Below are 14,949 nucleotides of genomic sequence, written 5' to 3' on the forward strand. Positions count from 1 at the left end.
CGTGCGCTCCGGGGCTCACCTGCGCGGGCCGGTCTCGCGCTAGTTTTCAGGCCGCGCGATCCGCCATTGCAGCGTCGTGGCGTTGCCGTTGGCCTCGCCCGGCGCCTTGTCGGCGGGCGAGGTGTAGAGCGGACGATAACGGTACGCCCACATCCGGCTGCCGTCGTTGCGGCTGATCACGGTGAAGTCGCCGACCGCCTTGGCGTCCGCCGTTGCCGGCAGCGGCACCCAGCTCTCGGTGCACTTGCCGTTGCAGTTCGATGTCTTCCCGGTGGTGTCGCGCTCGTAAGTGTAGAGCGTCATGCCCTTGAGATCGACGAGCTTGGGACCGTGCTTGGTGATGACCACTTTCGCCGGCGCGGTCGTCGCCTCGGGCTTCGGCGGAGGAGGGGCATCGCCTCCGCCATGGCCGTTCGCGAGCGCATGGCCGGCCGAGAGCGCGACGGCCGCGGCCGCGATGAGACACCTGAACATCCAAAACCCCCGAGCCGCAAAGTTAATCGCGCGTTAAGCGCAGAATGGTGCGGACCGTAACAGCCGAAGGTTAGTTCCAGGTTTCGCAGGCCCGCGACAATTGCGGATAAGCATACCGTATCATACCGGAGCATCGCGCAGCGGTGCGCGGCTCAAATCGTTGCCGGCTGCAATCGCCTTGCGCAGCAGCCGCATCAACTCCTCGCCCTCTTTCGCGCTGAGGCCGCGCAGCATGATGCGCTGCGCTGATTCCACGGCCGGTGTGATCTTGCGCAGCGTGCGCCGGCCCTCGTCGGTGACCTCGAGCTCGCGGGCGCGGCGGTCGCGGCTGGAGGCGCGGCGCTCGGCAAGGCCCTTCTGCACGAGACGGTCGATCACGCCGGTGATGGTGGTGCGGTCATAGGCGATCAATCCTGCGAGCGTCACCTGGTCGAGCCCTGGATTGGCCTTGATGGTCGCGAGCGCGGCGTATTGCACCGGCGTCAGGTCGAAGCCGGCATCCTCGACCTCGGCCAGGAACACGGCGACCGCAATCTGCTGGAACCGGCGCGCCAGATGCCCGGGCATGTCGTTGTTGTCTTTCACCGAATTCTTCTCCTGGGATCGAGACCGCGGGATCGTTGACAAGTATACTGATAGTCAGCATACTGATCAATATCCAAACAGAGCGTTGCCGGGAGAGGTGCTCATGCAATTCCATCTCAATGGATTTCAGCCGGGCGATCCCGAGATTGCCGATCCCGCCGCGCGTATTCAGGCCTCCGGTGCAGCGGGCGCCGTGCCTGGCGAGGTCGATGTCCTCATCGTTGGCTGCGGGCCGGCCGGCCTTACGCTCGCCGCCCAGCTCGCGCAATTCCCCGATATCAAGACCTGTATCGTCGAGCAGAAGCCGGACCGCTTGCTGGTCGGGCAGGCCGACGGCATCGCCTGCCGCACCATGGAGATGTTTCATGCCTACGGCTTCAGCGAGCGCGTGCTGAAGGAGGCCTATTGGGTCAATGAGACCACGTTCTGGAAGCCTGACGAACGCTCGCCCGAGACTATCAATTGCAGCGGCCGGGTGCAGGACGTCGAGGACGGGTTGTCCGAATTCCCTCACGTCATCCTCAACCAGGCGCGCATCCATGACGGCTTCCTCGACATCATGCGCAAATCGCCGGCCAAGCTCGAACCCCATTACAGCCGCCGTCTTCTCGACCTCCAGGTCGATCCGGCTGCGGGTTCTGGCGACCATGCGGTGACGGTGCGGCTCGAACGCGTCGATGCCGCGAACGAGGGCAAGGTCGAGACGGTCAAGGCGCGTTATGTCGTCGGCTGCGACGGGGCACGCAGCACGGTGCGCAAGTCGATCGGGCGCGAGCTGCACGGTGATTCCGCCAACCACGCCTGGGGTGTGATGGACGTGCTGGCGGTGACGGACTTTCCGGACATCCGCTTCAAGTCGCTCATCCAGTCGGCAAAGGACGGCAGCCTGCTGATCATTCCGCGCGAAGGCGGCTACATGGTCCGCATCTATGTCGAGCTCGCCAAGCTCGAGGTCGGCGAACGCGTCGCCAACCGCAACATCACCGCCGGCGACGTGATCGCCAAGGCGCAGCGGATCCTGAAGCCGCATACGCTAGAGGTGAAAGAGATCGCCTGGTGGTCGGTCTACGAGATCGGTCAGCGTCTGACCGATAAGTTCGACGACGTTCCGAACGCGGAGATCGCAGCGCGCCTGCCGCGCATCTTTATCGCCGGCGATGCATGCCATACCCACAGCCCGAAGGCGGGGCAGGGCATGAACGTCTCGATGCAGGACGCCTTCAATCTCGGCTGGAAGCTCGCCGCAGTCATGCGGAAGCAGTGTGCCCCAGACCTGTTGCATTCCTATTCGGCGGAGCGACAGGCGGTTGCCAAGGAGCTGATCGACTTCGACCGCGAATGGGCGGGCATTCTCGCCTCCGCCGCCAAGGCCGGCGGCGCCGATGCCGCCAGGACCCAGGACTATTTCGTCCGGCACGGCCGCTACACCGCGGGCACGGCGACGCACTACAGGCCGTCGCTTCTCACCGGCGCTGCGTCGCATCAGCACCTCGCGCAAGGCCTTGTCATCGGCAAGCGCTTCCATTCCGCTCCGGTGATACGGCTGGCGGACGCGAAGCCCGTGCATCTCGGTCATGCCGGGCAGGCTGATGGTCGCTTCCGCATCTACGCGTTTTCGCCCGCGGAAGATCCTGCAGCTGCAGGCTCGGCCATTCGCGCGTTCTGCAATTTCCTCACCGAAGCCCCGGAGTCGCCGATCCGGCGATACACGCCTGTGGGCGCCGACGTCGACAGCGTGATCGATCTGCGCGCGGTGTTCCAGCAAGGCCACCGCGAGCTCGCTATCGAGGCGATGCCGCCGCTGCTCCTCCCGCATAAAGGCCGTTACAGCTTGCTCGACTACGAGAAGATGTTCTGTCCGGACCTCAAGAGCGGTCACGACGTCTTTGCCATGCGCGGCATCGATCGGAAAGCCGGCTGCATGGTCGTGGTGCGGCCGGACCAATATGTCGCGCACGTGCTGCCGCTCGACGACTTTGCCGGGCTCGCATCGTACTTCGACGCGTTCATGTTGCAGGTCGACTGACGGTCCGGTAGCGCCGCTTGCGCTTCGCGCCGATGAACGGCGAATGAATATTGAACCGCGCGCCGTCTGCGTTTCAATCTTTCGACGGATGCGACCCTCGCGCACGGAACGCTCGTTCCGCTAGCGCGTTCCGACTCGGAAGAGGAGGAACACGCCATGAAATTCAGGAGCGTTTTGATTGCCGCATTGCTGCTCGCGCCAACGGCCGCACTGGCCGCGCCGGGCATCGTCACCGTCTCGACCGGCTTGCGCGCCGGCCCGGGCGCAGGCTTTCCCCTGGTCGATCGCATCCCCGAGGGCGCCCGCGTCAACATCCATGGCTGCCTGCGCGGCAATGCCTGGTGCGACGTCAGCTTCTCCGACGATCGCGGCTGGGTGTCGTCGCAATATCTCGAATATCTCTATCGCAACCACTACGTCTATCTGCCCGATTACGTCGATGAGATCGACGTGCCTGTCGTCCCGTTCGTGCTGACATCGTATTGGTCGAGCTACTATTCGGGACGTCCCTGGTACCATCGCCACGCCTATTGGAATAGCTACTGGAGTTCGCACCAGAGTATCGCGATGCGGATGACGCTTGATCAGCGTGCGGCCCGGATCGGCCGCGCGGCGACGCGCGATGCGGCGGTTGCTTTGGAACGGGAAGGCGTGCCGGGCAAGGGCGCCGCCGCGATTTCCGGACGTAACGCCGCGAACGCGCGGCCCGACGCCGCGATCGCCAAGCGCGACGCTGCGATCGCAAAACGCGACGCTGCGATCGCGACGCGCGACGCTGCGAAACGTGACGCCACTATTGCCGCCGACCGGACGCGTGCCGGACGGAGCGAGCGCATCGCGCATGAGCGGACCAATGTGCAGACTCGCAATCCGCGCGATGCCCAGGCCCGCATGATGCACGAACGGGCCGCGAGCCCTGCTGCGATACGTGCCCAGCCGATGGCCCGCGCGCATGAAGCGCCGCGTGTGTCCGCCGCACCCGCCGCGCGACCCGCAATGCCGCATGTCGCGCAGCCGAATGTGAGCCACGGCCCGCCGATGAATGCCCATGCGCAGATGCCGGCGCCCCGTGCCGCTGCGCCTGCAATGCCGCACGGCGGCGGTGGCGCTCCGCACGTCAATGCCGCACCCCGTGGCGGCGGTGCCCCGGCCAGCGGCCCCGGCGGCGGTCACGAGAAGCACTAGCATGCCTAAGGAAAGCCCGGCCCTCGCGCCGGGCTTTCTGCTGGATTGATGCGGGTTCCCTGCGCGTACAATTTAAGAAAGTTCTTCGCGGGCAGATTTCATCGATCGTAAGATGTGTACCCAAAGATGCAAGCATCCACTCGGGGCAGCGGGGCACGGGAGGATGACGATGAGACAGAGCCAGGCGGAGACGCGCCGCCAAAATGTCGCGAAGCGGTCGATGACCAAAGAGGCCAAGCAACTGGCCGGTCTGATTGCCGGACTGCGCGAATCCCTCGAAGGGATCCACAAGGAGCGGGCGAGCGCGAAGCTCACCGGCGCCGAGATGGGCATGCTCGACGAGCGCCGTAACAATCTGCTGCTCACCATCGCAGCCCTCGACGACCGCCTCTCGGCAGTTCAGGGCCTGATCGATCTCGGCCGTCCCCACATCATCCGCATGCATTAGCGGAGCTCGGACATGGGACGATCGGTTCCTTTGCTGATGTGACGGGCCGGCTCCCGGCGGCCGATTCAGCGCATGAAGACGGCGCCGTGCCGTCGCAGGCGGGCAAGCCTGCGACCGGTGGACTCGCGCTCCCGCGGGCACGCTCGATGCCGGCCGTCGGCGCCATGCCTGCGGATGGCACCAAATTGCCACGCTCCCGGCGAATTGCCGCCAAAGCCCGCTGCCACGAGGAGGCCCGGGTGCAGGGCGACGCAAGGGGACGCGAATTGGCCTACAAGATGATCGCAGAACGCGACAACGAGAAGTACAGTTTCGCCCGTGAGAGCCGGCTGCTCATCGTGGCGAAGGCAAAGGTGTGGGCGAGCGAAGGGTGGCGGGTCGTCATCACCGACCAGGACGGCAAGGCCTATGCGCCGCCCGAATTCGATCAGCTGTCGGCAGCCTGACCGGCGGATGGGACTCTACATTTGGACGCGTTTTCTTTCCGCGAGCCGGTTGTCCATTTCGCTCGAAAACGCTCTGGGGGACGGAATTTGACATCGCTGTTTGGACCGGGGCGCGCGCGGATCGTGCCCTTGATGAGTCTTGCGGCCGCCGCCGTTTTGACGGCGACGGTTGCTGCCGCGCAAAATCTCGATGCCGACAAGTCGCCCGCCAAGCTCTTCGCTGACGGCTGTGCAACCTGCCATCGCAATCCGCGCGGCCTTGCCAAGGGGCGCTTCACCCTGACGCTGTCCTGGTTCCTGAAGGACCATTACGCAACCAGCTCGGAGTCGGCCAAGGTGCTCGCCGCCTATCTGGAGTCGGTCGACGAGCCGCCGCCGCGCCCTGCGGCCAAGCCCGCGAAGAAGGCCCCGCGATCCACGCCGCCTCAGGCCAAGCCGGTGCAGAGTCAGTAGCTCTGCGTGCCGGAGCTTTCCGGGATCAACGCACCGCGCTCTCCGAGAACAGGTTGATGATCACGACCCCGGACACGATCAGGGCGATACCGACGAAGGCTGCGGAGTCCAGTATCTGGCGGAACAGCACGAAGGAGACGGTGGTGGTCAGGATGATGCCGACCCCGCCCCAGATCGCATAGGCGATGCTCAACGGAATGACCCGGATTGCGACCGACAGCGCATAGAACGAGGCGATGTAGAAGATTACCATCGCCAGCGTCGGCCAGGGGCGGGTGAACTGCGCGGACTGCTGCAGGAGCGCCGAGGCGGTGACCTCGAACACGATGGCGAGGGCGAGAGCCGCGTAAGCATTGAGAGAGGAGGTCATGAGCCTCTCGGCGTGAGAGAGATACCGCGGGGCAAGCTTAACCCTATGGACGGCTTTTTTGCCGCGAGCAGATATCATGTGTGAGTGACGAACCTGCGACACCGATTGAAATGCGAACGTGGCCCCGACGATCTGTGTCGAGGCAATAGGATGCCGCCGCGCGATAAACCGTGCGGCGGCTTTAGATTCTGCGGTGATCCGATCCAGCGCTAGCTGATCCGCACGGAGAGTTCGACGTCTTCGGCGAAGGGTATCGACATGTAGCCTCTTCCGGGCCTGCGTACGCGCGCCAGATAGTCCGGGCTGTCGTCGGCATTGTCGGCGACGATGATCGCACCCGGTCCGAGATGGTCTTCGAGCAGATCGAGCATCTCCGGGTAGAGCGCCTTGGCACCATCGAGCAGCACGAGGTCGATCGTATCGGGCAGATCGGCTTGAAGCGTCTTCAGCGCGTCGCCTTCACGGATTTCGACGAGATCGATCAAGCCGGCCGCCGAAAGGTTTTCTCGCGCCCGCGCCGCTTTGGACGGCTCGAACTCGCTGGTGATGAGGCGGCCGCCGCCGTTGTCACGCAGGCCGGCGGCAAGGTGCAGCGTCGAGATGCCGAACGATGTGCCGAACTCGACGATCGTCCTCGCGCCGGAGCTGCGTGCCAGCATGTAGAGCAGTGTTCCGGTCTCGCGCGAGACCGCGAGCGGCGCCTCCTTCAGGCGTCCGTAGAGGTCGCGGTAATCGGTCTTGCTCCGCATCATCCGCGTCCGGTCTGCATCGGACAAATCGGCGACGGCGGCTTGGGTTGCGCCACTTGCCGCCTCGGCCTCGTCGAACAGGCGGTCCAATAGCGGCGCAAGCGATGTGATGGTTGGGGTGGTCATTCGGGTCTCCAGAGATGGCGAAGAGCGCGTGCTTGCGCGCCGAGTGAAATACGACTAATTCGTCGCATTTCCTATTCGCATTCACCGGGCGCGCCATGGCCGATCGTCGAAGCCGTTCAATTTCCTCACGAAAACAGCCGCAACAGGCCCGCTCGGCCGGCTTGGTAACGGCCATTCTCGATGCCGCTGTTCAGGTCCTGGCGAAGGAGGGCGCGCAGCGTTTCACCACGGCGCGGGTGGCGGAGCGGGCCGGAGTGAGCGTTGGGTCGCTCTATCAGTATTTTCCCAACAAGGCCGCGATCCTGTTCCGTCTCCAGAGCGATGAGTGGCGGCGCACCAGCGAGCTGCTTCGCGGCATCCTCGCGGACCGGATCAAGCCGCCGCCGGCGCGTCTACGCGCGCTGGTCCATGCCTTCATCCGCTCCGAGTGCGAGGAAGCTGCAATCCGCGTCGCGCTCAGCGATGCCGCGCCGCTCTATCGCGACGCGCCCGAGGCGCACGACGCGCGAGCCGCCGGTGAGGGGATCATCGCTGCGTTCATGCGGGAAGCGCTGCCGAAGGCCACCGCTGCGAAACGCGCGCTTGCCGGCGAATTGATCAAGACGACGCTGAGTGAGGTCGGCAAGCGGTTTTCGGAGACGCCGCGCAGCGAGGCCGAGATCGCGCGTCATGCCGACGGGCTGGCCGACATGTTCTGTGCTTATCTTGGGGAATTGGCACGGCGCTGAAACGTGAGATCCGCGCTACTCTTGCATCGCCAGACGTTTGTCCGTACGGACCTCTTTCATGCTCGTCATCTCCATTCAAAGCCAGGTGGTCCACGGCCATGTCGGCAACAGCGCGGCCGCCTATGCCATGCAGGCGGAGGGGGTGAACGTTGCGGCGGTGCCGACGACGCTGCTGTCCAACCATCCGCGCTATCCGAGCCTGCGCGGGCGGGTGCTGGAGACCGAGCTTGTCGCCGATCTCCTGAAGGGTGTCGAGGAGCGCGGGCTCGTCGACGAGGCGGCCGTGCTCGTGACCGGCTATCTCGGCTCCCCGGGCAATGCCGCAGTGATCGCCGATTTCGTCGAGCGGGCGCTTACGCGGAATGCGAAGCTCGTCTATCTCTGCGACCCCGTGATCGGCGATGACGGCCGCGTCTATGTCGCCGACGGCATTTTGGACGTGGTCCGGCACCGGCTGCTGCCGGCGGCGAACCTGACGACGCCGAACCAGTTCGAGCTCGAGCTGCTCTCGGGCCTCACGATCGCGGATGCGGAAGGCCTGCGCGCGGCGTGTGCGGCGCTGGCGGGGACGCGCCGCATCGACGTCGTCGCTACCGGCTGCACGCTCGCGGACACGGCGGCAGGGCAGGTGGAGACGATCCTGTGCGCCGACGGGCAGTTGTCGCGCTTTGCAACGCTGCGCCTGCCGATCCGCCCTTACGGCACCGGCGATCTCCTCACCGGCCTGATCGCAGCACACTTGGCCAAGGGCCAAGCGACTGAGGTTGCGGTGCGGCTTGCGGTCGACACCGTCTTTGCGGTGCTGGTGCGCACGCAGGAGGGCGGTACGGCCGAGATGCGGCTGGTGCCGCTGCCGACGCCGATGCGTAAGGCGTAACGACGTCAGGTCGCGCGTTTCGCGCCCGATTGCGCCGATTTCTGTGGCTTCGCCGTGCCCCTCTGCTCGCGTGAGGCCTGGGCCTTTGGCGGCTTGGCATGGGCTGCGGCGCGCACCGCCTTCTTGGACTTCACGCTGGCGACTTGCTTGCCGTCGCCCGTGCCGCGGCGAGAGATGTATTCCGGGCCGTCGATCGGGCCGACATGCGGCGGATCACGGCCGAGATAGGGGCGGCCGATGCCGTAGGCCTTGCCGTTGGCGTCGACCCACTTCCACAGGATTTCGGTTGAGACCCAGCGCTGCGCGCGGTTATTCCCTTGCGTGCTGACGATGTCGGCCGCCATGCCGTGACCGTAGCCGCCACGCGAGCTGCCGCCATGATAGGACCGGTTGGAGGCCGCCTTCAGGCCGCTCGCGATCGACTGGCGATAGTCGTCGCGGAACGCGCTGGTGATGCCGGGCGAGAGGCCGGCGGCTTCCGCGGCGAGCAGCGTACGGAACAGCTTCTGCTTGAAGCTCTTGTCCATGCCGCCGATGACATAATCCATCATCGACATGCCGGCGTGCTCGGCGGCCTTCGGATCCTTCCAGCCGAAATCCTCATCGACCAGCTTCGTGAAACTGCGCATCACCGTGACCGTCTTGCCCTTGCGCTTGATGGCGACGGCGCGGCGCTCTTCGACCTTGATCGAGTCTTCCTTTGCGGTGCGCTGATAGAGCGTCCAGAGATAGCGGTCGATGCACGCATCCATGACGAAGCACTCGTCGAGCACGGCGACGGTGTCGGCCGGTGGCGATGTCTTGCTCTCAGGCGTGACCGGGCCGCTCGCGATCGCCGCGGGGGACAGCGCATCCGTCGTCACGATCTCGGTGGGATCGACAGATGCCAGCTGGACAGGCTCTGGCGCCGCGACGGGAGTGGCCTCGCTGGTGGCGGGCTGCGGTTCAGGGGATGTCTGCGGCGCGGGCGGCGCCTCCACCGGCAGGATCAGCGCCGGATCGGCCGAGGCGAGCCTGATTGCGGGAGCGGGTGTCTCGGGCGCCGCTTCAGTGATTGTCGGGGCCGGTGCCGTGGCCACGGCAGCCGCGATGTCGGCGGTCAAGGCGATGCCGTCCTCGATCGTCGCAGCGCGCGGCACGTCGGCGAGGTCGAGCCGGCCGAGATCCTTGGCGTGATCTTTGGCGCGCGAGACGGCAGCCGCATTGGCGCCGCTGTTCTCGATGAGGGCAGGGGCATAGGCGGAGAGGGAGAGCGCCAGCCAGCCGGCGAGCACGGCCGAAGGGCATGTGACCGCCACCAGAAGAGACTGCCGATCGTTCATGATCCCTGCCTCCAAACGGTTCTGCCCGAACCCGTCTTGTCCGGACAGTCATGATGCAAACAGTCTGACGCAAACGGTCTTGCACGGAAAGGCACGCAGCGCGTCGATTGTTCGGAGGACCGTGTGGCAGCGCAATGGCGCGAATCGGCAAAAATGGGCTTTTCGCAGCACTGTTGCGCAAGTGCAACGCGGGTTCCACGAAAGTGTCTCGATCGCCGCGTCGCGGCAACTTTGTTGCGGTTGGCACGTTTGGTCGCCCATGACGCATGCCTCGCTTCGTCCCATGGACGCCTTCGATCCCACCGAACCCGCCATCCTGCACGATCGCCTCACGGACACGATCATCACATGGACTGCTGACCAGGCCGACGACTATCGGCGGACCAGCCGACCGAGTGGCGATGGAACCGTGGTCTGGAAGACCTATCTGTTTGACGGCTGGGGCAACGTGCTCGGCGGCTGAGCGCTGTCCGCAAATGCGCCGTGTCGCGGCCGGCGTGATTCGGCCAAGACATTGGACATGTTAAATATATTGCCATGCGTCGCACGCGCTGTTGCAATGCAACAAAGCATCTCGCAATGCAGCAAAGCAGGCCTAAATATGCTCCGACTCTTCCACTTCCGGAGCATCACCAATGAACAAGAAGACTTTGTCGATCGCCGCCGCCATCCTGACGATCGCGGGCAGCACTGCGGCTTTCGCCGCCGAACTGCCGACTTACGAGGCCAACGGATTTCCGGTCTCGCCCTTGCAGGTTCGCGTCCTCGGCGCCGCACATGTCGAGCAGCAAATTGCTGCGCCGACCACCGTCGCCTCGGTCCACCAGACGAGACTGCTCAGCGCCCGCAAGCTGAAGACCGCGGACGTCACCACGGGCGCAGCCCGCTGAGCGACATCGCGTGAAGCAGGTGGGTTCCGCGGAGAGGCGGGATCCACATGCCTCACCTGACGTCTTCAGCATCGACGCTGCTTGCGTATCGCGCGTGCAGCGATCGTTGAAATTGTCCTGTGCGCGATCTCGCGCCAGCGCGCATTGCGCAATGTCTCGGCGCGATGAATTGATACCGATGCGCTGATTGAGACTCCGGCCGCGAACAAGTTCGCGTGAATGTGCCGGTTATGTATCCCCGTTCATAGCGGGCGTGATCCTTTTAACATTTGTTTTGCAGAGCGCATTGCTTGATGCGGCGGCCGCATCGTCGCGGCCAATTTTTGCAAATCATAATGGAGGGCCATCATGCCGGTTGCGCAGAAAGTCGTTGCTGCCCCACGTCGCCGCGTGCGTTCATTCTCAAGCACGCCGCCTTGTTCGCCGCCGCCGTCTTGTTCGTATTCGTATTGAGCCTGACCTACGGCCTCGATCTCAGCCCGGGATTTTTCTGAGCTATCCTGCGCCGCGCGCTAAGCTCGCCGCGCGCGCACCGCGCGCAGGCTTGACGGCGACCGGCCGTAGAGCTCGGCGAAGGCGGCGTTGAATCTGCGCAGGCTGCTGAAGCCGGCCTGGAATGCGATCTCGGTCATGCTGTCGTCGCCGGCATCGAGCAGGCGCTTGGCGCGCTGGACGCGCAGCGTCTTGGCGAGTTGCTGCGGCGTGGCGCCGATATGGCGCTCGAACAGGCGCGCCAGATGACGCGACGAGATGCCGAGCCGCATCGCGAGATCGACCACCGAGCCATCGTCGAGCGCGCCGCCATCGATCAGTTTCATGGCACGCGCCACCGTGGAGCGCGTGCCATTCCAGGCCGGGCAGAACGGGGCCGTCTCGGGACGGCAGCGCAGGCAGGGCCGAAAGCCGGCGGCCTCGGCCGCGGCCGCCGTCGGATAATAGACCACGTTGCGGGTCAGCGGCTGCTTGGCCGGACAGACCGGGCGGCAATAGATGGCCGTGGTCTTCACCGCCGTGAAGAAGCGGCCGTCGTAACGGGGATCGCGGCGCAGGCGCGCGGCGTTGCAGATCTCGAAGCTCAGCATGGCTCGGATCATAGCGCATGACGGTGGGGGCGGAAGGGTTGCGGGATGACCGAGTCCGATTGTGGCGAGCCGCAAGGCGCATCGCGGCCTAGAAGCGGCCCTCAACGACAACGAGGGAGCGCATCATGTCCAGCCCAAGAGATATCGTTCTGAACGCGTGGAAGATCTTTTCGTCGCGCGATGCCGAGCGAATCGCTGCGTTGTTCACGGACGACGCCGAATGGATCGCGCCGAAGGGCAATGCTACGGCCGTCGCGCTCGATCACACCGACCACATGGCAGGACCGCACCAGATCGCGCGCTTCATCGCGCAGGAGATGCACAAGATGTTCTCGAGCATCGATATCGCGTTCCGCGGCGTCTATGCCGACGGCGATGTCGTGATCGTGGAGGAACGGATGCGCGCCATGCTGCCCGGCGGCAAGCCCTACGAGAACGACTATTGCTTCGTGTTCACGGTGGCGGGCGACCGGATCAGGCAAGTGCGGGAATACATGGATACGCGCAAGGGGTGGCGGATGGTATTCGGAGAGGAGGCGTGACGATCCGGGATACAGCAGGCGCACCGCGTGCCAGCCCTGCGGCCATGTGGGTTGAGCCGATAGCCGCGCTGACATAAGGCTTGATCCATGGATCAGCGGACGAGCGGCGCTGGCGCTCTTTCTCAGAAGAACGATGCAGCACCGGCCCTGCTCGGCGTAACTTGCGGCCTTGCCGCAGCGCTGTTCTGGGCGCTCGGCTTTGCCGGCACGCGGCACGGGCTCAAGGTCGGCTTCACGCCGGTCGATCTGCTGGTGCATCGCTACGTCTGGTCAGGCATCGCATTCCTGCCGCTTGTGCTGCGCGCCGGCATCAAGGATCTCTGCGGCATCGGCTGGGGAAGGGGCCTCGTGCTGATGGTGCTCGGCGGCCCCGTGATGTCGCTGATCTCCTACACCGGCTTCCTGTTCGTGCCGCTCGGCCATGGCAGCGTGATCCAGCCCTCCTGCGCCACGCTCGGCGGCCTCTTGCTGGCGGCCCTGGTCCTGAAAGAGAGGATCACCGCCTCGCGCCTCGCGGGCGCCCTCGTCATCGTCGGCGGTCTTGGCGTGATCGGCGCGGAATCGATCGGCCATATCGGCGCCGACGGCGTGCAGGGCGATCTGATCTTCGTGCTGACCGGGTTCATGTTCGCCGGCTTCGGCGCAGCTTTGCGGCACTGGCGCGTCTCCGCCGTCTCGGCCGCGCTGGTCATCAACGTGCTGTCGCTGCTCCTGCTGCCGGTCTACGTCGCGACCGTCGGGCTTGCTCATGTTGCGGCGATCGGCGTCACCGAAAACGCCATCCAGGCGCTGGCGCAGGGCGTGCTGGCCGGCCCTGCGGCGCTCTATCTGTTCGCCGTCTCGGTGCAGCGCCTCGGCGTTGCCCGCGCCGCCGTGTTTCCGGCCTGCGTGCCGGCGCTGACGCTGCTCACCGGCGCCCTGCTGCTCGGCGAGCCGCCGACGATGTTGCAGACCGCGGGCCTCGTGACGGTGCTGTGCGGATTTTATCTGGCGCAGCGGCAGCGGTAGCACAAACAGGAAGGCCGCCCAGGGGGCGGCCGCTCAAGTCTGAAGACGCGATGCAATCGAACAGGTAAAACCCTGCAAGCCAGCCCCGGGTTGAAAAAATCGATACGCGCTTCAAACGCCTGCCCCGGCGCCCACTAGCTTACACGGATTTGCGACAGGGATAAGAACCTTGTGTGTTCCCGCGCCGGAACCCGCAAACCCAGGGGTCTGCGACGCGCAGGCGCGCCCCATGTTCGCGGCTACGCCTTCCTCACGAACTCCGACTTCAAGTTCATCGCGCCGATGCCGTCGATCTTGCAGGCGATGTTGTGACCGTCGCTGGCGTCCTGCAGGCGGATGTTGCGCACCTTGGTGCCGCCCTTGACCACCGAGGAGGAGCCCTTGATCTTGAGGTCCTTGATCACGATGACGCTGTCGCCGTCAGCGAGCAAATTGCCGTTGGCATCGCGCACGCCGGACTCCTGCGCGGTCTCCGCGGCCGCCTCAGCCGCACCGCTCCATTCGTGGCCGCATTCCGGGCAGACCCAGAGATCGCGGTCCTGATAGGCGTGCTCGGAGCTGCAGGCGGGGCATTTCATCGTGTCGGTCATGGCAAGTCTCGTCTAACCCTTTGTCTCATGCTTGGTTCGCGGCGCGACCGTAGGGGCCGGGAACAGGAAAGCAAGGGAAAGCTGCCGAGGGCTCGGCCGGCCCCTCGGCTGAAGGTGCGATATCACCGAAACAGCGCAACGAAGATCACGTAGAGCCAACCCAGGATGCCGTGGATGATCGCCCACAGGATCGAATGGTTGTCGGCGTAGGAGATCGCGATGGCGAGCGCCGAGCCGAAGCCAACGCCGTATTTCGCCCCCTCGACGCGAACGCCGTAATAGCGGTTGCCGTTCATAGTGATGCCTCCTGACGTCGCGTGAGCAGCGACCTTGTGCACTCGCCTTGATATTGGCGGGATCCTGGCGAGCGACGTGATCAATGACGCAATGCCGCCCGCGCGGGTTGAGCTGCGTCAACGGCATTGCGCGCAAGCGCCGTATCTTCTTCGGGCAATGACGACCGGAGGCAGTGCGATGGACGACACTCACAGACGAAAGATTCAGGCCCTGCTGGACCACCACCGCACGATGCGGATCGCAACCGTTCGCCCGGACGGCTGGCCGCAAGTGACGACAGTGGGCTACGCCAACGAAGGTTTCACCATCTACTTTCTCTGCGGCATCGATAGCCAGAAAGCGCAAAACCTGTCGCGCGACGACCGCGTGTCGCTGGCGATCGATGACGACCCCGCGCAGGTGATGGAGATCACCGGCCTGTCGATGGCGGCGCGGGCGGTGGCCGTGACCGACCCGGTCGAAGCCGAGAAGGCGATCGCGCTGTTGATGGCACGCTATCCCGAGCAGAAGGCCGCCGGCCTTTCCGCGCCGAAGCCTTCCGAGGTACGGTTGATCCGTCTCACGCCGACGGTGATCTCGCTGCTCGATTATTCCAAGGGATTCGGCCACACCGATCTTGTGGCGTGCTGAGGAAGCGGGCGGCTGTTCCTGCGAAGACGAGAGCCCTCATCGGCTCCTTGCTTGACGCAGATCAACTTGGCCTTGCCTTGCAAATCTAGGCTGGTTCGATGATTCAATCACGGTGAGGTTG

The 14,949-nt window shown here is 65.0% G+C and carries 20 protein-coding genes; 12 read left to right on the forward strand and 8 right to left on the reverse strand.

Features of this window, described 5'->3' with window-relative positions:
- Window positions 1-39: 39 nt before the first annotated feature.
- Window positions 40-474 carry a COG4315 family predicted lipoprotein gene (locus XH84_RS29910; RefSeq protein ID WP_128920685.1) on the reverse strand — a complete coding sequence of 145 codons (435 nt, stop codon included), beginning with the start codon at window positions 472-474 and terminating at the stop codon, window positions 40-42.
- Between the two features lie 120 nt (window positions 475-594).
- Entirely contained in the window at window positions 595-1,059 is a 465-nt protein-coding gene (locus XH84_RS29915; RefSeq protein ID WP_128920686.1) for a MarR family winged helix-turn-helix transcriptional regulator, read from the reverse strand.
- 103 nt (window positions 1,060-1,162) lie between these two features.
- On the opposite strand from XH84_RS29915, the gene XH84_RS29920 reads away from it, so the two are divergent.
- From XH84_RS29920 to XH84_RS29940, 5 genes are all read left to right on the forward strand, one after another.
- The gene (locus XH84_RS29920) at window positions 1,163-3,085 is read left to right on the forward strand and encodes an FAD-binding monooxygenase (RefSeq protein ID WP_164936410.1); all 1,923 of its coding nucleotides are present in this window, start codon (window positions 1,163-1,165) and stop codon (window positions 3,083-3,085) included.
- 156 nt (window positions 3,086-3,241) lie between these two features.
- Window positions 3,242-4,270 carry an SH3 domain-containing protein gene (locus XH84_RS29925; RefSeq protein WP_128920688.1) on the forward strand — a complete coding sequence of 343 codons (1,029 nt, stop codon included), beginning with the start codon at window positions 3,242-3,244 and terminating at the stop codon, window positions 4,268-4,270.
- 169 nt (window positions 4,271-4,439) lie between these two features.
- Complete coding sequence (locus XH84_RS29930) at window positions 4,440-4,718, forward strand: hypothetical protein (protein WP_164936411.1); 279 nt, start codon at window positions 4,440-4,442, stop codon at window positions 4,716-4,718.
- Window positions 4,719-4,864: 146 nt separating this feature from the next.
- On the forward strand, window positions 4,865-5,164 hold the full coding sequence (locus XH84_RS29935; protein WP_245471891.1) for a hypothetical protein: 300 nt from the start codon (window positions 4,865-4,867) through the stop codon (window positions 5,162-5,164).
- Between the two features lie 132 nt (window positions 5,165-5,296).
- Window positions 5,297-5,617, forward strand: a complete 321-nt coding sequence (locus XH84_RS29940) for a hypothetical protein (RefSeq protein WP_128920736.1) — start codon at window positions 5,297-5,299, stop codon at window positions 5,615-5,617.
- A gap of 25 nt (window positions 5,618-5,642) precedes the next feature.
- Here XH84_RS29940 and XH84_RS29945 read toward each other — a convergent pair whose 3' ends face one another.
- Together XH84_RS29945 and XH84_RS29950 are read right to left on the reverse strand one after the other, a co-directional pair.
- Complete coding sequence (locus XH84_RS29945; protein WP_128920690.1) at window positions 5,643-5,987, reverse strand: DMT family transporter; 345 nt, start codon at window positions 5,985-5,987, stop codon at window positions 5,643-5,645.
- Window positions 5,988-6,196: 209 nt separating this feature from the next.
- A complete protein-coding gene (locus tag XH84_RS29950) occupies window positions 6,197-6,862 on the reverse strand; it encodes an O-methyltransferase (protein ID WP_128920691.1) in 666 nt (221 codons plus the stop codon).
- Window positions 6,863-6,957: 95 nt separating this feature from the next.
- Here XH84_RS29950 and XH84_RS29955 point away from each other — a divergent pair, with 95 nt between their 5' ends.
- Both XH84_RS29955 and pdxY read left to right on the forward strand, forming a co-directional pair.
- Entirely contained in the window at window positions 6,958-7,590 is a 633-nt protein-coding gene (locus XH84_RS29955; protein ID WP_128920692.1) for a TetR/AcrR family transcriptional regulator, read from the forward strand.
- 58 nt (window positions 7,591-7,648) lie between these two features.
- The gene (gene pdxY / locus XH84_RS29960; RefSeq protein ID WP_128920693.1) at window positions 7,649-8,467 is read left to right on the forward strand and encodes a pyridoxal kinase; all 819 of its coding nucleotides are present in this window, start codon (window positions 7,649-7,651) and stop codon (window positions 8,465-8,467) included.
- 5 nt (window positions 8,468-8,472) lie between these two features.
- Here pdxY and XH84_RS29965 read toward each other — a convergent pair whose 3' ends face one another.
- A complete protein-coding gene (locus tag XH84_RS29965; protein ID WP_128920694.1) occupies window positions 8,473-9,789 on the reverse strand; it encodes a hypothetical protein in 1,317 nt (438 codons plus the stop codon).
- 259 nt (window positions 9,790-10,048) lie between these two features.
- Here XH84_RS29965 and XH84_RS29970 point away from each other — a divergent pair, with 259 nt between their 5' ends.
- Window positions 10,049-10,252: a hypothetical protein gene (locus XH84_RS29970; protein WP_128920695.1), complete on the forward strand. Its 204-nt coding sequence runs from the start codon at window positions 10,049-10,051 to the stop codon at window positions 10,250-10,252.
- A gap of 172 nt (window positions 10,253-10,424) precedes the next feature.
- Entirely contained in the window at window positions 10,425-10,679 is a 255-nt protein-coding gene (locus tag XH84_RS29975; RefSeq protein ID WP_128920696.1) for a hypothetical protein, read from the forward strand.
- A gap of 512 nt (window positions 10,680-11,191) precedes the next feature.
- Here XH84_RS29975 and XH84_RS29980 read toward each other — a convergent pair.
- A complete protein-coding gene (locus tag XH84_RS29980) occupies window positions 11,192-11,761 on the reverse strand; it encodes a bifunctional transcriptional activator/DNA repair enzyme AdaA (protein ID WP_128920697.1) in 570 nt (189 codons plus the stop codon).
- A 125-nt stretch (window positions 11,762-11,886) separates the two neighbouring features.
- Here XH84_RS29980 and XH84_RS29985 point away from each other — a divergent pair, with 125 nt between their 5' ends.
- Window positions 11,887-12,303, forward strand: a complete 417-nt coding sequence (locus XH84_RS29985) for a nuclear transport factor 2 family protein (protein WP_128920698.1) — start codon at window positions 11,887-11,889, stop codon at window positions 12,301-12,303.
- Window positions 12,304-12,390: 87 nt separating this feature from the next.
- Entirely contained in the window at window positions 12,391-13,311 is a 921-nt protein-coding gene (locus tag XH84_RS29990) for a DMT family transporter (RefSeq protein WP_128920699.1), read from the forward strand.
- 239 nt (window positions 13,312-13,550) lie between these two features.
- Here the strand turns inward: XH84_RS29990 and XH84_RS29995 are convergent, their stop codons facing one another.
- Both XH84_RS29995 and XH84_RS40095 read right to left on the reverse strand, forming a co-directional pair.
- A complete protein-coding gene (locus XH84_RS29995) occupies window positions 13,551-13,901 on the reverse strand; it encodes a zinc ribbon domain-containing protein YjdM (RefSeq protein WP_128920700.1) in 351 nt (116 codons plus the stop codon).
- Between the two features lie 122 nt (window positions 13,902-14,023).
- Complete coding sequence (locus XH84_RS40095; protein WP_164718698.1) at window positions 14,024-14,197, reverse strand: hypothetical protein; 174 nt, start codon at window positions 14,195-14,197, stop codon at window positions 14,024-14,026.
- Between the two features lie 178 nt (window positions 14,198-14,375).
- Between XH84_RS40095 and XH84_RS30000 the strand changes: the two genes are divergently transcribed.
- A complete protein-coding gene (locus XH84_RS30000; RefSeq protein WP_128920737.1) occupies window positions 14,376-14,828 on the forward strand; it encodes a pyridoxamine 5'-phosphate oxidase family protein in 453 nt (150 codons plus the stop codon).
- Window positions 14,829-14,949 lie beyond the last annotated feature (121 nt).

The organism is Bradyrhizobium nanningense, from assembly GCF_004114535.1.
Classification (GTDB): domain Bacteria; phylum Pseudomonadota; class Alphaproteobacteria; order Rhizobiales; family Xanthobacteraceae; genus Bradyrhizobium; species Bradyrhizobium nanningense.

Excerpts from the sequence above, each read along its gene's own strand:
- XH84_RS29950 (WP_128920691.1), bottom strand. The coding sequence starts at position 6,862 with ATGACCACCCCAACCATCACATCGCTTGCGCCGCTATTGGACCGCCTG.
- XH84_RS29945 (WP_128920690.1), bottom strand. The coding sequence starts at position 5,987 with ATGACCTCCTCTCTCAATGCTTACGCGGCTCTCGCCCTCGCCATCGTG.
- XH84_RS29930 (WP_164936411.1), top strand. The coding sequence starts at position 4,440 with ATGAGACAGAGCCAGGCGGAGACGCGCCGCCAAAATGTCGCGAAGCGG.
- XH84_RS30000 (WP_128920737.1), top strand. The coding sequence starts at position 14,376 with ATGGACGACACTCACAGACGAAAGATTCAGGCCCTGCTGGACCACCAC.
- XH84_RS29975 (WP_128920696.1), top strand. The coding sequence starts at position 10,425 with ATGAACAAGAAGACTTTGTCGATCGCCGCCGCCATCCTGACGATCGCG.
- XH84_RS29920 (WP_164936410.1), top strand. The coding sequence starts at position 1,163 with ATGCAATTCCATCTCAATGGATTTCAGCCGGGCGATCCCGAGATTGCC.
- XH84_RS29965 (WP_128920694.1), bottom strand. The coding sequence starts at position 9,789 with ATGAACGATCGGCAGTCTCTTCTGGTGGCGGTCACATGCCCTTCGGCC.
- XH84_RS29980 (WP_128920697.1), bottom strand. The coding sequence starts at position 11,761 with ATGCTGAGCTTCGAGATCTGCAACGCCGCGCGCCTGCGCCGCGATCCC.
- XH84_RS29990 (WP_128920699.1), top strand. The coding sequence starts at position 12,391 with ATGGATCAGCGGACGAGCGGCGCTGGCGCTCTTTCTCAGAAGAACGAT.
- XH84_RS40095 (WP_164718698.1), bottom strand. The coding sequence starts at position 14,197 with ATGAACGGCAACCGCTATTACGGCGTTCGCGTCGAGGGGGCGAAATAC.
- XH84_RS29925 (WP_128920688.1), top strand. The coding sequence starts at position 3,242 with ATGAAATTCAGGAGCGTTTTGATTGCCGCATTGCTGCTCGCGCCAACG.
- XH84_RS29940 (WP_128920736.1), top strand. The coding sequence starts at position 5,297 with ATGAGTCTTGCGGCCGCCGCCGTTTTGACGGCGACGGTTGCTGCCGCG.
- XH84_RS29935 (WP_245471891.1), top strand. The coding sequence starts at position 4,865 with ATGCCGGCCGTCGGCGCCATGCCTGCGGATGGCACCAAATTGCCACGC.
- XH84_RS29970 (WP_128920695.1), top strand. The coding sequence starts at position 10,049 with ATGACGCATGCCTCGCTTCGTCCCATGGACGCCTTCGATCCCACCGAA.
- XH84_RS29910 (WP_128920685.1), bottom strand. The coding sequence starts at position 474 with ATGTTCAGGTGTCTCATCGCGGCCGCGGCCGTCGCGCTCTCGGCCGGC.
- XH84_RS29995 (WP_128920700.1), bottom strand. The coding sequence starts at position 13,901 with ATGACCGACACGATGAAATGCCCCGCCTGCAGCTCCGAGCACGCCTAT.
- XH84_RS29955 (WP_128920692.1), top strand. The coding sequence starts at position 6,958 with ATGGCCGATCGTCGAAGCCGTTCAATTTCCTCACGAAAACAGCCGCAA.
- XH84_RS29985 (WP_128920698.1), top strand. The coding sequence starts at position 11,887 with ATGTCCAGCCCAAGAGATATCGTTCTGAACGCGTGGAAGATCTTTTCG.
- pdxY (WP_128920693.1), top strand. The coding sequence starts at position 7,649 with ATGCTCGTCATCTCCATTCAAAGCCAGGTGGTCCACGGCCATGTCGGC.